We start from the raw sequence: 12,996 nt of genomic DNA, 5'->3' as shown, positions 1-12,996 counted from the left end.
GTGCAGTTGCAGGATAGCTATCGGATCAGGGCATTGAGCGGCGCGGAAATCCAGATTGCCGTTGACTGGGCCGCGCGTGAAGGCTGGAACCCCGGCCATCGGGACGCCGCCTGTTTCGGCTCCGCCGATCCAAAAGGGTTCTGGGGCGGTTTCCTGGACGGGCAGATGATTGCTTGCATCTCGGTGGTGAATTACGGGCAGGCGTTTGCCTTCCTCGGTTTCTACATCGTTGCATCACAGCATCGCGGGCAGGGGTATGGCTATGCCCTGTGGCAAAAGGCGCTGGAACACGCCGGGAGCCGGGTTGTTGGCCTGGACGGTGTAGTGGACCAGCAGGGGAACTACCGCCGCTCCGGCTTTGAACTGGCCTATCGCAACATCCGCTTTGGCGGGGTGCTGTCCGGCGGCTTGGCGGTTTCGCAGGATTATGAGGTGACACCGCTGACAGAACCGGGGGCAGAGCTGGAGGCGCTGGATGCCCGCGTCTTCCCAGCGCCGCGCCGGGGGTTCTGGCAGCATTGGCTGGGGGCTGAGGGGCATGTGTCCTGCGCCGCGCATCAGCATGGCGGCCTTGCTGCTTTTGGCACCCTGCGGCCCTGCGCCAGCGGCTGCAAGATCGGGCCGCTTGTTGCCACGTCGCGCCCGGCGGCAGAAGCGGTGGTGGCGCGGCTGCTGCAAGAACTGCCGGAAGGGCAGGAGGTGTTTCTGGATGTGCCGGAACCCCATGCTGCTGCGGTGGATCTGGCGCGCTCCCTGGGATTGGCGCCGGTTTTTGAAACCGCCCGGATGTACCGCGGTGCGGCGCCGCAGCTGGAAACGGATCTGATCTACGGTGTCACCAGTTTCGAGCTGGGATAGGGGGCGCTGCCCCCGGCCCTGCGGGCCTCCCCCGGAGTATTTTTGCAAAGGTGAATACCGGGACTCAGGAGCCGTATGGGTCATAGTCCTGCAGGCGTTTGCCGGGTTCGTCGACGAAGAGTTCCGGCAGGGCGGAGGCGTCCTCGATCAGGTCGACGCGGAACACCCTGAAGGCGCCGCGGGTCTCGCACCAGGCGGTAAGGGTCCAGACCCGGCCCCAGTATTCCATGTGCAGAGGGCGGATCCTGCGGTCTGTCAGGGTGCCGTCGATGCGGCGGTAGCTGAGCTGCAGTTTCTGGCGGGCTTTGATGGCGGCGCGCAGGGCCGGCATATGGGCAAGGGCGCGCGCTGCGTCCGAGAAGGGGTAGACCGCGAATTTCCAGGCGTCGGCTTCGGCGATGGTCTGTTCCGGCAGCACCGCGTCCACCTTGGCCGCCAATGACTGGGCTGCGGATTTGAGGTCCGGGTCGGCGGCCTCGGCCACGATTGCCATGCCGAGATTCAGCGCCTCCAGTTCTTCCGGGGTCAGCGTCAGCGGCGGCAGGCTGATCTGCTCGCGCACCATATAGCCGACACCGCGCTCTCCTTCGACCGGCACGCCGGAAGCCGCCAGCGTATCCATGTCGCGGTAGATGGTGCGGGTCGAGACCTCCAGCCGTTCGGCAATGTCCAGGGCGCGGTGCAGCTTCCCGTCGCGCAGGATCTGGATGATTTCAAAAAGGCGGTCGGTGCGGCGCATGGGAACAACCCTTGGCGCGGGACAGGGTGCAAGGTCAAGAGCAGCGCCCGGCAGGACTGCCGGACGCCGCCGGGTTCAGATCAGGACGCCATGTCCCACAGCACGGTTTCATGGCGCATATTGGCCGTATCCGGAGCAATTGCTGCCATCAGATCGCCGCAAAAATCCTGATTGTGGAATTCCGCCGCGACCTTGCGGGCCGTTTCCATGTCCCTCCAGATCACATAGTCGGTCCAGCTGCCGTCCTCTCCCTGGCTCAGCTGCCGGTGGACAAACCCTGCCTGGGCACGGACAAAAGCCTCGGTTGCCTGACTGAGAGAGACGAATTTCTCGGGACTCACGCCTGCGGCCAGTTTGAAAGTCACGATTTCGGCGACATGTTTGCTCATCACGTTTCTCCTTTGGTGTTTGTGATGGGGTGGATTTACCGGGCTGCAACTGACATATACATGTCAGTTGACTGCGGGCTGCCTGCAAAAAACGCGGAATCCGGGGTTTGCGGGTGCATTGCGCGCGCAGAGTTGCTTTCGCTCAACGCGCAGCCCGCGCTAAACCCGTAGCGAATAATTCCACCGGCGCCGCTGATCCGCGCTGGAACAAGAAGGAGAGACTCTCATGCTCAACAACATCGGCCTGCCTGGCATTCTGCTTATCGCTGTCGTGGTTCTGGTCCTGTTCGGCCGCGGCAAGATTTCCTCGCTGATGGGCGAAGTCGGCAAAGGCATCACCTCGTTCAAGAAGGGCATCAGCGAAGGCAGCAAGGAGCTGGAAGAAGATACCGCCGCCGAAGCGAAAGACGTCACGCCCGAGACCGAAAAAGACAAGGCATAACCGTCTATGTTTGATCTTGGGTGGACCGAACTGCTGGTCATTGGCGTGGTCGCGCTGATCGTGGTCGGCCCCAAGGACCTGCCGGTGCTGTTCCGAAATGTGGGACGGTTCGTGGGCAAGGCCAAGGGGATGGCGCGCGAATTCAGCCGGGCGATGCATGACGCGGCGGATGAGGCCGGGATCAACGATATGGCCAAGGGCCTCAAGGCTGCATCGAACCCCATGGGCTCTGCCATGGACGGGGTGAAACAGGCAGCGCAGGAAATGGCCAAATCGATCGACCCGACCAAATTCGACCCCGAAAGCGAAACCGGCAAGCTGGCTGCTGAGCGGGCTGAGGACGCCAAGAAGATTCAGGCGTCTACTGCGCGTGCCGCAGCTGAACGCAAGGCGCGCGAGGCCGAAGCGGCGCTGGCCAAGGCCGAGGAGGCCGAGGCGGCGCTGAAGCCTGCGGCGCCGAAAACGGAAGAAGAGGCCAAATCATGAGCAACACGGATGAGATCGATGACTCAACCGCGCCGCTGATCGAGCATCTGGCCGAACTGCGCAACCGGCTGATTCATTCGGTTGCGGCCTTTATCGTCGGCATGGTGATCTGTTTCACCGTTGCGACGCCGGTGTTCAACTTTCTCACTGCGCCCTTGTGCCAGGTGCTGGCCGAGGGCGGACAGGACTGTGCGCTGATCTTCATCAGCCCGCAGGAGGGTTTCTTTGTCGCGATCAAGATCTCCTTCCTGGGCGGCTTTATCCTGGCATTTCCCTATATCGGCTTCCAGATGTGGCGCTTTGTGGCGCCGGGGCTTTACAAGAATGAAAAGGGCGCGTTCCTGCCCTTCATGATTGCCTCGCCCTTTATGTTCATCCTGGGCGCCAGCTTTGCCTTCTACGTGGTGACACCGCTGGCCTATGACTTCTTCCTTGGGTTCCAGCAGTTCGGCAACAGTGGCGAAGCTGTCACCGGCGAGGAAGTGAACCAGGGCCTTAGCGTGGTCTTCCAGGGCTCGGCGCAGGAATATCTGAACCTGACCATCAAGTTCATCGTGGCCTTTGGCCTGTGCTTCCAGCTGCCGGTGCTGCTGACGCTGATGGGCAAGGCCGGGCTGGTCAGCGCCGACGGCCTGGGCGCCGTCCGCAAATATGCGGTGGTGGCGATTCTGGTGCTGGCAGCATTGGTGACGCCGCCGGATGTGATCACGCAAGTGATCCTGTTTGTGGTGGTCTACGGCCTCTACGAGATCTCGATCTTCCTGGTCCGCCGGGTTGAGGTCAAGCGTGAAGCCAAGCTGCGCGCCGAGGGGTATTATGACGATGAGGATGACGGCGCGGACGAGATGGACGCCCATCCCGACGATCCGATGATGGCTGAATTCGAAGCTGAAGACGGCAAAGACAAGTAGGCCGGCGATGGCATGAAACAGAAAGGCGCGCTGGCAACGGTGCGCCTTTTTCCTTTCTGCGAGAATTGATCTATGGCAGTGAAATCAGGTCTCCGGCCTTGACGTCCGCAGTCAGCCCTTGTTCGCAGCGCTGATTATCTTGCGCATCAGCCCCTTGAACTGTTCTCTCTCCTCCTTTGACAAAGGGGCAAGGGATTGCTCGTTCTGTGCGTTGGCGGCCTGATATGCGCTGTCCCGCGGAGCCTGTCCTGCTGCAGTCAGCCAGATTTGCTGTGACCGCGCGTCCGACGGGTGTTTCTTCCTGACGATCAGCCCGTCTCTTTCCATGCGGTTCAGCGTGTTTGCAAGGGTCGCCTGTTCCAACGCCAGTTTTTCAAGCAGCTCGCGCTGGGTCACCCCGTCTTTGACCCAGAGTTCCAGCAGAATCGGGAATTGCCCAATGGTAATCCCAAGCGGGATGATACGTTCCTGCAAGCCGGCGGCAAACAGGCGGGCGGTGTAATTCACCAGATAACCGGCAGAGTTTTGTTTTTCGAATTTCATGTGCCAGATCTGCACTTGAATAGCATGCTATGCAATGATACATAGCATGCTATGTTGATGTGAAAGGAGCCAGCATGCCTGGAATTGCAGAACTTGACGCCGCCGTCACACTTGCCGAACAGATGGATGCCGAAGAAGGCCCGGTTGTTCTGATGAACCTGTTCACCATCGACCCGGCTGACGAGCAAGCCCTGTTGGATGCCTGGGCGCATGACGCTGATTTCATGAAGGCGCAGCCCGGGTACATTTCGACACAGATGCACAAGGGTATCGCTGGCAGCGCGACCTATGTGAACTATGCTGTCTGGCAGGACGTGCAAAGCTTTCGCGCGGCATTCATGCACCCCGAATTCCAACGCCGCATTGCACAGTACCCGGAAAGCGCAACCGCCAAGCCGCATCTCTTCAAAAAATTGGCTGTCGCCAATCATTGTGTCGCTTGATTTATTCCGGATCAGATTGATATGAAACAGAAAATCCATGCAGCCGCTGGTGTTGCCGCCTTCCTGATTATCCTGACGTTCTGGACGTCCACAGTGCTCAGCGAGATTTTGGGAACACCGGAAACCATTGCTCTGGTCAAATCCAGAATCCTAATGGGAATGTTTGCGCTGATCCCGGCGATGGTCCTTGCCGGGGGCTCTGGCATGGCGATCGGACGCCGGCGCAAGGATGCCCCGGCCCGTGCAAAAATGAAGCGCATGCCCCTTATTGCCGCAAATGGAGTGCTGGTTCTCCTGCCGGCAGCATTCTTTCTTGAGGCACGGGCAAGCGCCGGAAATTTTGACGTTGCCTTCATCGTCGTGCAGGGCATTGAGTTATTAGCCGGTGCGCTGAACCTTGCAATGATGGGCTTGAACATCCGGGATGGCCGCAGAATGGCCGCACGCAGAAAAAGCATGGCCTAGGCTTGCGGCCATGCTCCCTGTCTCTCCGCTCTTGCCGCCCCGCCTGGAACATGCTTTGAAATCCGGCAACTGACGGACGGAGGCACCCCATGGACCAGATCGCATTGACCCGTATCGCCGAGGCGCTGGAGCGGATGGCGCCGGCACCTTTGGATACACCTGATTTCGACGCAGCCCGCGCCTTTGTCTGGCATGTTGGGCCGGAGCGTCTGGAAGCGGTGGAACAGGTCAACCGGGTTGATCTGGATCTGCTGGTCGGCATCAACCGCTCCCGCGATACGCTGCTGGAAAACACCCGCCGGTTTGCCCAAGGGTTTGCGGCCAACAACGCGTTGTTGTGGGGCGCGCGGGGGATGGGGAAATCCAGCCTTGTCAAAGCCGTGCATGGCGCGCTGGCGGCCGATCACCCGAAGCTGAAACTGGTGGAACTCCAGCGCGAGGATCTGCCCTCGGTGGCGCGTCTGTTGAACCACCTGCGCGGCTCGGAGAACCGGTTTATCCTGTTTTGCGACGACCTGTCGTTCAGCCATGACGACCAGCATTACAAAAGCCTCAAGGCGGTGCTGGACGGCGGTATCGAGGGGCGGCCGGAAAATGTGGTGTTCTACGCCACCTCGAACCGGCGCCACCTGATGCCGCGGGACATGATTGAGAACGAACGCTCCAGCGCCATCAATCCATCAGAAGCGGTGGAGGAGAAGGTTTCGCTGTCGGACCGGTTCGGCCTGTGGCTGGGTTTCCATCCGTGTGATCAGGACGAATATCTGGCGATGATTGCGGGCTACTGCGCAGCTTATGGCGTCGAGGCGGATGCAGAGGAGTTGCGGGCGGCGGCGATTGAATGGCAGGCGACCCGCGGCGCGCGGTCGGGCCGGGTGGCCTGGCAGTTCTTTACCGACTTGGCCGGGCGGCACGGGGTGGCGTTGCGATAGGCCGCAACGGGGCCCGTAATGCCCGAAACAAGAAAAGCCCGGCGATTTTTCCGGGCTTTCGTTTGTTCGCAGATCCTTACCGCCGTCAGTTCAAGTAGCTCAGCGGGTCGATACTCTCAAATCCGTCGCGCACTTCGAAATGCACATAGGCATCGTCGCCGCCGCGCAGCGAGGCGATGCGCTGGCCGCGGACCACGCTTTCGCCCTTCTTCACGGTGATATTGCCAACGTTCTGATAGACCGTCAGCAGTTTCTGGCTGTGGCGGATCACCACAATCGGCACATTATTGGAATCCTTAGTGATCGCAGCCACAGTTCCGGCCTCGGCGGCATTCACCGGCGCACCGGCAGCGGCAGCGATGTCGATACCGTCATTACGCCCCTTGGAGTAGGTTTTGACGATCTTGCCCTGCACCGGATAGGCCATGGCAGCACTGCTGGCGCGGGTGGGTTTGGGCAGCTCCGGCTTGGGCAGGGTTTCCGCCGCAGGTTTGACAGCGGCGGGCTCGACCTTTTCCTCCGGCAACGGCTGGCTGGCGCTTGGCGGCACCGGCGTTTCGGAACCGGCCCCCGGTTCGGTGACTGCCACGGCAGCAGCGGCCGGGGTCGGCCGGGGTGCGGGCTCTTCTTTCAAGGGAATCAGCAGGAACTGGCCTTCGCGCACCGCAAAATCGCTGCCCAGGCCGTTCCATTCCGCCAGCGATTTCACCGGCACCTGGTAAAGCCTTGAGATAGTATAGGCGGTCTCGCCGCGTTTCACCTTGTGGCGCACCGGCTCGGGGCCGGCCTGCACCTTGGGCGGCTGCGGCTTGGGCACCGGCTGGATTGCAGTAGGGGTGACGGAACCGGGGTTGGGCGAGGTCAGCGGCGCGGTGTCAATGGCCTGGCCCGCCAGCGTTGCAATATCGACGGATCCCGCAGTGGCGCTGCCAGGCAGGCTGTCCGGCGCGCGGCGCGGCAGCGCCAGCACTTCGCCCTGGCGCATCTTGTCACTGGTTTCCATGCCGTTGAACCGGGCCACTTCCGCAGGCGGCAGGCCGATGCGGGCCGCGACGTCCGAAACGGTATCGCCGCGCTGCGCCACCGCCACCTGATAAGAGGGGTAGGAGATCAGGCCGCGGGCATCCGGCGAAGGCCGGTTCGCGGTTGCAGACTGCGCCGCGCCTGCCGTGTTAAAGGCGCCCAATTGGCCGCGCAGATCGTAGTCCAGCGGGCCCTGGCAGGCGGCCAGCACCCCGGTTAGCATCCCGGCCAGCGGCAATGCGGCCAGCAGCCTTGCACGGGGCAGGCCGCGGAATGCGGTCCGGTTGGGGGGGGTCCGGGTCATTTTGCTCTCCTCAAAACACGCTTCCCCTTTTTCGCGGGGGTTCGCTCGCGTCAATCACTATAGCCCATGCCGTCCGGGGGGCGGCTGAAATCCGCCGGTAGTTTACGTGTCCTTGCCCAATCCCTCAAGCAGCGGCACAAAGCGCACCGGGCGCAGCTCGTCATAGTCCAGCCCGTCTTCGGTTTTGCGCACCCGGATCAGGGTCTGCACATGGTCGGATTGCCCCACCGGCAGCACCATGATGCCGCCGGTCTTGAGCTGCGCCAGCAGGGGGCTTGGCGGATCTTCGGCGGCAGCGGTCACGATGATCCGGTCAAACGGCGCCTGTTCGCTCAGGCCGTGGCTGCCGTCGCCGACCAGCGAGGTCACATTGGCAAGCTGCAGCTGCTCGAACACGGCCCGCGCCTCGCGCACCAGCCTTGCGTGGCGGTCGATGGTATAGACCCGGCGTGCCAGCTTTGACAGGATCGCCGCCTGATAGCCGGAACCGGTGCCGACCTCCAGCACCGTGTCGCGCGGAGAGATCTGCAGCGCCTGGGTCATCATGCCCACGATAGAAGGCTGCGAGATGGTCTGGCCGCAGGCAATCGGCAGCGGCACGTCCTCATAGGCGCGTTCTGCAAAGATGCCGCGCACAAACATGCCGCGGTCGATCGCTTCGATGGCTTCCAGCACCCGCTGCTCCGTCACCCCGCGCGAACGCACAGAGAACAGGAATTGCATCTTGGTTTCGGGATCGGGACCGCTCATTCAATTGCCTTCAGCGCGTTAAATGCATCGCGCGCGGTCAGGTCGGCACGCATCGGAGTGACAGAGATATAACCGTCGAGGTTGACCGCGGCGTCCGAACCGGCGGCGGTCTCGACCTGCTGGTTGCCGCCGCGGATCCACAGGCAGCGGCGCCCGGTGGGCGACAGCTGTTCTTCCGCGGAAAAATGGCTGCCGCGACGGAACCCTTGGGTGGCCACACGGGGTCCCTTCACCTCTGCGGCCGGGACCGGCGGGAAGTTGATATTGTAAAACAGCCTGTAATCCTGCTGGTCCTGCGGCTGGGCGGCCAGGATCTTTTTCACCAGCGCAGCCCCATGCGCGGCGGCGGCCTCAAACGGATTGTCCGTCTCGCGGTTGGCAGGGCCGTAATACTGCGACAGCGCCATCGCCGGGATGCCCTGCAGTGCGGCTTCCATGGCGCCCCCAAGGGTGCCGGAATAGAGCGCGTTTTCAGCCGAGTTGTTGCCGCGGTTCACACCGGACAGCACCAGGTCGGGTTTTACGCCCTGCATCACCACATGAACGCCCGCCAGCACACAATCGGCGGGAGAGCCTTCGGCGGCAAAGCGGCGCTCGCCCAGCTGGCTGAGCATGGTGGGGCGGGTGTAGCTGATGCAATGGCCGACGCCGGATTGTTCAAACGCCGGGGCCACGGTCCAGACTTCGCCGTCCGGGCCTGCGACCTCATGGGCGATGGCGTCCAGGACCTTCAGCCCTTCGGCGCTGATGCCGTCGTCATTGGTGATCAGTATGCGCATGGGGTGTCTGCCTGCCGTGTTCAACCGGGTTTTCGATTGAATAGGACCTGTGCCGGAACGGGGCAAGGTTTTCGCGGAGTGAAGCAGGATCAGCCGCAAAGCGGGGCAGGGAGGCAACAGACCAGCCGGGTGCTCTCCCGCCCCCTGGGGCTGCATCAAAGATGCCGTCCCGGGCGTTGGGCCGGGCGCCGCGCTGGCGCGCGGCGCGGGCTGACAGTCAGCGTCAGTCTGCCAGGATCTGCGGCAGCAGGCGCGCGGCCTCGACCTGGATCGGGGTCAGTGCATCGCGGTTCTCGCCCGGGTGGAAACGGGCGCGCAGGGCTGTGGCCATCGGCTGCGGCTCCAGGATCCGCACCTGCGGGCCGGTGCGGCCGGTTTCCGCCTGCCAGCTGCGGGCCAGCGCCATCTGCGCCGCCTTGGTGGCGCCATAGGTGCCATAAAACTTCTCGCCCGCGCGTGCGTCATCAAAGAACACTGCGCGGCCCGATTGGCCCAAAAGCGGCGCGACATAGGGGATCAGCACCGAGGTCGCAGTGGCGTTGACAGCCACGGCCTTGGTCCAGTCCTTGGCTGCCACAGAAGGCGCCGGGCAAAGCGCGGTTGCGTGGATCGCGGTGTGCAGCCACAGGTCCAGCTTGCCCCAGCGGTCGTGGATGCCACGGCAGAGCGTTGCCATCGCCTCGGGCACGGTGATATCCATCGGCGCCAGGGTGGCAGAGCCGCCTGCGGCCTTGATGCGGTCATCCAGCTCTTCCAGCGCGCCGGTGGTGCGGGCCACGGCAACAATGTGATGGGTGGGCGCAAGCGCCTCGGCCAGGGCGTTGCCAAGGCCGCGCGACGCGCCGGTGATGAGAGCGATTTTATCTGTCATGGCACGTCTTGTGGGCTGCGCGCACGGGCAGGTCAAGGGGCGGCGGCCCAGGCCAGGAATTTTGGAAAAATCCTGGCAAATTTCTTCGAAGAAATTTGTGCTGCGGAACCGGGCTGCTTCAGCCGCCAGGCATGGAAAGGCGTTGGCTTTCACCTTTGGAATTCAGGATCAGCCCCTTGGCGTCTATTGCCACCACCTGGCCCGATGACAGGCGGCTGCCGCGCGACACCTTGCGGGTGCGGCCCGACGGCAGCCGGATCAGTGCAGTCATACTGTCCTCTGGACCGAACAGCCCCAGCAGGCTCAGGTTGCCGCGGTTCATTGCATTGGTCTGAGTCGCAAGCCCTGCCACTTTGGCAGAGGTGCCGGCCTCAGTCTCTGTGTTCGACATACCGTCCGTTCCTCATTAATCCGGACGTATCTGGGCTGCCGCAGGCTGCGTATCAAGCCGCAACCGGCCCGGCGGCATCCGCATCGGCGGGAAGCCGCGGACGGCTGCAACGGGACCGCGAGACCCGGTGCCGCAGTGCCCGCTCAGGCGTCATAAACCAGCGACGGCAGGTCGTGCCCATAGGCATAGAGCAGCTCCAGAAGCTCCTCCAGGTCGGCGCCGTCCTTTTGCAGCGGATAGAGCGGATGGTTCTGCTCGGTGACCCTTAGTTCAGGATATTCACCGCCGGGACGCATCTCCAGCATGCAGCCCGCAGGCACCGGCATGTCGGGCGGGATCGCATTGGCCAGCCAGGCCGGGCGGTCGCCCAGCTTTTCCGTCTCGCGCATCTCAAACAAGTCGAGATAGGCATCGAAATCATCGCGGCTGAGACTGGCCCAGGTGCCCAGGATGAACTCCTCGCCGCGGCTGTTTGCCAATGGCACTGCCAGCACCGCGCGGATAAAACGCAATTCGCCAAGGCGGCAGAAATCATCCGTCAGAATATCGCCGCGGGTGGCCAGCACAGCAGAGTTGTCCTCCACCTCCATATCCTCGGAACAGATGTCGGGCCGGTCGCAGCTGAGGCTCAGCAGTTGCGCAAAGGTAGCGCCGCAGCAGCGGCACTGGCGCGGAGAGGTCAGCATGCGGGCAAGATGCGCGTCCAAAAGGCGGCCTTTCATCTGGAAGCATAGGAAAAGGCGCGGGCCGTCACGGCCAGCGCCTCCCCATGCACTGTTGGCGGCCCTCATACGCGGATGAGGCCGGAAGTTCAAACCCCCATGGAACGCGGGGACGCCAGCCTCAGCCGGTTGCCAGTTTAGAGGCGTTCCAGGAGGCGCCGGGGGCCGGCATGTCCTGGATCTTGGCGCTGACCCGGCTGCTGCCTTCCAGCGCATCCAGGTATTCAGCTGTCACCCCGGTGATGTAGTTGCCGTCAAAGCAGGAGCAGTCAAAGCCCTGGATGTCCGGGTTGCCTTCCTGCGCCGCCCAGATCAGGTCGTCGAGCTTTTGGTAGAACAGCGCATCGGCGCCCAGCTCTTCGCGGATTTCGTCGATGCTGAGGCCGTTTGCGATCAGCTCGTGCTTGGTCGGCATGTCGATGCCATAGACGTTCGGGTATTTCACCGGCGGTGAGGCAGAGGCGATATAGACCTTCTTGGCGCCCGCATCGCGGCACATTTGCACGATCTTTTTAATCGTGTTGCCGCGCACAATGGAATCGTCGATCAGCAGCACGTTGCGGCCCTTGAACTCCAGCGGGATGGCATTCAGCTTGCGGCGCACCGACTTCTGGCGTTCTGCCTGGCCCGGCATGATAAAGGTCCGGCCCACATAGCGGTTCTTCACCAGCCCTTCGCGGTAGCGGATACCGGTGGAGTTGGCGACTTCCAGCGCCACGGGGCGCGCCGAATCAGGTACCGGGATGATGCTGTCGATTTCCAGTCCCGCGTCCTGGATCTGCTTGGCCAGCGCTTGGCCCATGCGCAGCTGGGTTTTGTAGACCGACACACCGTCCATCATCGAATCAGGCCGCGCCAGATAGACATATTCGAAAATACAGGGGGTCAGCTTGCCCTCGACCGCCTGGAAGCTGTGCATGTTGCCGTCCAGATCAACCAGAATGGCCTCGCCCGGCTTTACGTCGCGGATCTTTTCAAACCCGTTGATGCCGAACGCCACGTCTTCGGAGGCAAAGCAGAAATCCTCGCCGCCGCTTTGTGCCGGGCGTCTGCCCACGGACAGCGGGCGGATGCCATTGGGGTCGCGGAACGCCAGCATGCCGACACCGGCGATCATGCACAGCACCGAATAGGCGCCCTGGATCCGCTCCATGGTCATCTTCACACCGGCAAAGATGTTGCGGACCGGCTCGGCGTTGCCATTGACCTTGATCGCGTCAGCCACCTTGTCGGCCAGCACGTTCAGCATGATTTCGGAATCGGACGTGGTGCGCAGATGGCGGCTGTACTTACCGGTCACCTTTTCGCGCTGCTCGGCGGTATTGGTGATATTGCCGTTGTGAACCAGATAGATGCCATAAGGCGCGTTCACAAAGAACGGCTGCGCTTCGGCCGCACTCAGCGAGCCCGCGGTGGGATAGCGGACATGGCCGATGCCGGTCTTGCCGGTCAGGGTGTCGGCATCCTGCGGGCCGAACACATCCTTGACCAGGCCGTTTTCCTTGCGCTCGCGAAAGAACTCACCGGTGTAGGTCACAATCCCCGAGGCGTCCTGGCCGCGGTGCTGCAGCATCAACAGCCCGTCATATATCTCCGCAAAGACATCTGTGTCCCGGCTTGCGATCCCCAAAATCCCGCACATTGGCTGGCTCCAATCCCACTTAGGCTTTGCTGTTCGGTTGCTGAAGGAAGCGGCTCGGATGGCAGTCTAGCGCATTTTGCGTCGCTTGCGCCAATCCGGCTGACCCAGCCGCGCCAAGCGGCCATACCGGCAAACCGGCCGGAGCCAAGGCGCCGAATGCGTCTCCAAATCCCGGCGCCATGCGCGTCAGGTCAGATCCACAAGGGCAGGCGGGCAGCGTCTGCAGCAGCGGCAAGGCGGTGTGGCTCCGAATCCGTTTCCTGTTCCGGCCCTCACATAGTGCCTTTCGCCGCGGCTGTCATCAAA

The 12,996-nt window shown here is 62.6% G+C and carries 17 protein-coding genes; 7 read left to right on the top strand and 10 right to left on the bottom strand.

Annotated features, from left to right (window positions below; genetic code table 11):
* The first annotated feature begins 6 nt into the window (after window positions 1–6).
* The gene (locus tag ETW24_RS12605) at window positions 7–858 is read left to right on the top strand and encodes a GNAT family N-acetyltransferase (protein WP_129371369.1); all 852 of its coding nucleotides are present in this window, start codon (window positions 7–9) and stop codon (window positions 856–858) included.
* A 64-nt stretch (window positions 859–922) separates the two neighbouring features.
* On the opposite strand, the gene ETW24_RS12600 is transcribed toward ETW24_RS12605, so the two are convergent.
* Together ETW24_RS12600 and ETW24_RS12595 are read right to left on the bottom strand one after the other, a co-directional pair.
* Window positions 923–1,597, bottom strand: coding sequence for a helix-turn-helix transcriptional regulator (locus ETW24_RS12600; protein WP_129371368.1), 675 nt, complete (start codon window positions 1,595–1,597; stop codon window positions 923–925).
* An 80-nt stretch (window positions 1,598–1,677) separates the two neighbouring features.
* Window positions 1,678–1,986: a hypothetical protein gene (locus ETW24_RS12595; RefSeq protein ID WP_129371367.1), complete on the bottom strand. Its 309-nt coding sequence runs from the start codon at window positions 1,984–1,986 to the stop codon at window positions 1,678–1,680.
* A 226-nt stretch (window positions 1,987–2,212) separates the two neighbouring features.
* On the opposite strand from ETW24_RS12595, the gene ETW24_RS12590 reads away from it, so the two are divergent.
* Genes ETW24_RS12590 through tatC form a run of 3 tightly spaced genes read left to right on the top strand, consistent with a single transcriptional unit; the run spans window position 2,213 to window position 3,825 of the window.
* Complete coding sequence (locus ETW24_RS12590; protein WP_129371366.1) at window positions 2,213–2,428, top strand: twin-arginine translocase TatA/TatE family subunit; 216 nt, start codon at window positions 2,213–2,215, stop codon at window positions 2,426–2,428.
* Between the two features lie 6 nt (window positions 2,429–2,434).
* Window positions 2,435–2,914, top strand: coding sequence for a Sec-independent protein translocase protein TatB (tatB, locus tag ETW24_RS12585; RefSeq protein ID WP_129371365.1), 480 nt, complete (start codon window positions 2,435–2,437; stop codon window positions 2,912–2,914).
* Window positions 2,911–3,825 (top strand): twin-arginine translocase subunit TatC, encoded by a 915-nt coding sequence (gene tatC / locus ETW24_RS12580; protein WP_129371364.1) that lies wholly within the window; start codon window positions 2,911–2,913, stop codon window positions 3,823–3,825. The genes tatB and tatC overlap by 4 nt, the downstream gene beginning before the upstream one ends.
* A gap of 111 nt (window positions 3,826–3,936) precedes the next feature.
* Here tatC and ETW24_RS12575 read toward each other — a convergent pair whose 3' ends face one another.
* The gene (locus ETW24_RS12575; RefSeq protein ID WP_129371363.1) at window positions 3,937–4,368 is read right to left on the bottom strand and encodes a MarR family winged helix-turn-helix transcriptional regulator; all 432 of its coding nucleotides are present in this window, start codon (window positions 4,366–4,368) and stop codon (window positions 3,937–3,939) included.
* Window positions 4,369–4,442: 74 nt separating this feature from the next.
* Between ETW24_RS12575 and ETW24_RS12570 the strand changes: the two genes are divergently transcribed.
* The 3 genes from ETW24_RS12570 to ETW24_RS12560 all read left to right on the top strand — a co-directional run bounded on the left by ETW24_RS12570 (window position 4,443) and on the right by ETW24_RS12560 (window position 6,208).
* On the top strand, window positions 4,443–4,811 hold the full coding sequence (locus ETW24_RS12570; protein WP_129371362.1) for an antibiotic biosynthesis monooxygenase family protein: 369 nt from the start codon (window positions 4,443–4,445) through the stop codon (window positions 4,809–4,811).
* A 21-nt stretch (window positions 4,812–4,832) separates the two neighbouring features.
* Entirely contained in the window at window positions 4,833–5,276 is a 444-nt protein-coding gene (locus ETW24_RS12565) for a hypothetical protein (RefSeq protein ID WP_129371361.1), read from the top strand.
* Between the two features lie 89 nt (window positions 5,277–5,365).
* Window positions 5,366–6,208: an ATP-binding protein gene (locus tag ETW24_RS12560; RefSeq protein ID WP_129371360.1), complete on the top strand. Its 843-nt coding sequence runs from the start codon at window positions 5,366–5,368 to the stop codon at window positions 6,206–6,208.
* 85 nt (window positions 6,209–6,293) lie between these two features.
* Here ETW24_RS12560 and ETW24_RS12555 read toward each other — a convergent pair whose 3' ends face one another.
* From ETW24_RS12555 to purF, 7 genes are all read right to left on the bottom strand, one after another.
* Window positions 6,294–7,535, bottom strand: coding sequence for a peptidoglycan DD-metalloendopeptidase family protein (locus ETW24_RS12555; protein WP_129371359.1), 1,242 nt, complete (start codon window positions 7,533–7,535; stop codon window positions 6,294–6,296).
* A gap of 102 nt (window positions 7,536–7,637) precedes the next feature.
* Complete coding sequence (locus tag ETW24_RS12550; protein ID WP_129371358.1) at window positions 7,638–8,285, bottom strand: protein-L-isoaspartate(D-aspartate) O-methyltransferase; 648 nt, start codon at window positions 8,283–8,285, stop codon at window positions 7,638–7,640.
* Complete coding sequence (gene surE / locus ETW24_RS12545; RefSeq protein WP_129371357.1) at window positions 8,282–9,064, bottom strand: 5'/3'-nucleotidase SurE; 783 nt, start codon at window positions 9,062–9,064, stop codon at window positions 8,282–8,284. Before surE ends, ETW24_RS12550 begins: the two co-directional genes overlap by 4 nt.
* A gap of 223 nt (window positions 9,065–9,287) precedes the next feature.
* Entirely contained in the window at window positions 9,288–9,935 is a 648-nt protein-coding gene (locus ETW24_RS12540) for an SDR family NAD(P)-dependent oxidoreductase (RefSeq protein ID WP_129371356.1), read from the bottom strand.
* A 118-nt stretch (window positions 9,936–10,053) separates the two neighbouring features.
* Entirely contained in the window at window positions 10,054–10,326 is a 273-nt protein-coding gene (locus tag ETW24_RS12535; protein WP_129371355.1) for a hypothetical protein, read from the bottom strand.
* Window positions 10,327–10,469: 143 nt separating this feature from the next.
* Window positions 10,470–11,012 (bottom strand): DUF2199 domain-containing protein, encoded by a 543-nt coding sequence (locus ETW24_RS12530; protein WP_129372927.1) that lies wholly within the window; start codon window positions 11,010–11,012, stop codon window positions 10,470–10,472.
* 157 nt (window positions 11,013–11,169) lie between these two features.
* On the bottom strand, window positions 11,170–12,690 hold the full coding sequence (gene purF / locus ETW24_RS12525; RefSeq protein WP_129371354.1) for an amidophosphoribosyltransferase: 1,521 nt from the start codon (window positions 12,688–12,690) through the stop codon (window positions 11,170–11,172).
* Between the last annotated feature and the right edge of the window lie 306 nt (window positions 12,691–12,996).

The sequence above is a fragment of the Leisingera sp. NJS204 genome, from assembly GCF_004123675.1.
Classification (GTDB): Bacteria; Pseudomonadota; Alphaproteobacteria; order Rhodobacterales; family Rhodobacteraceae; genus Leisingera.
The sequence above is the reverse complement of the archived record's forward strand: the minus strand, read 5'-3'. Positions and strand labels throughout refer to the sequence as shown.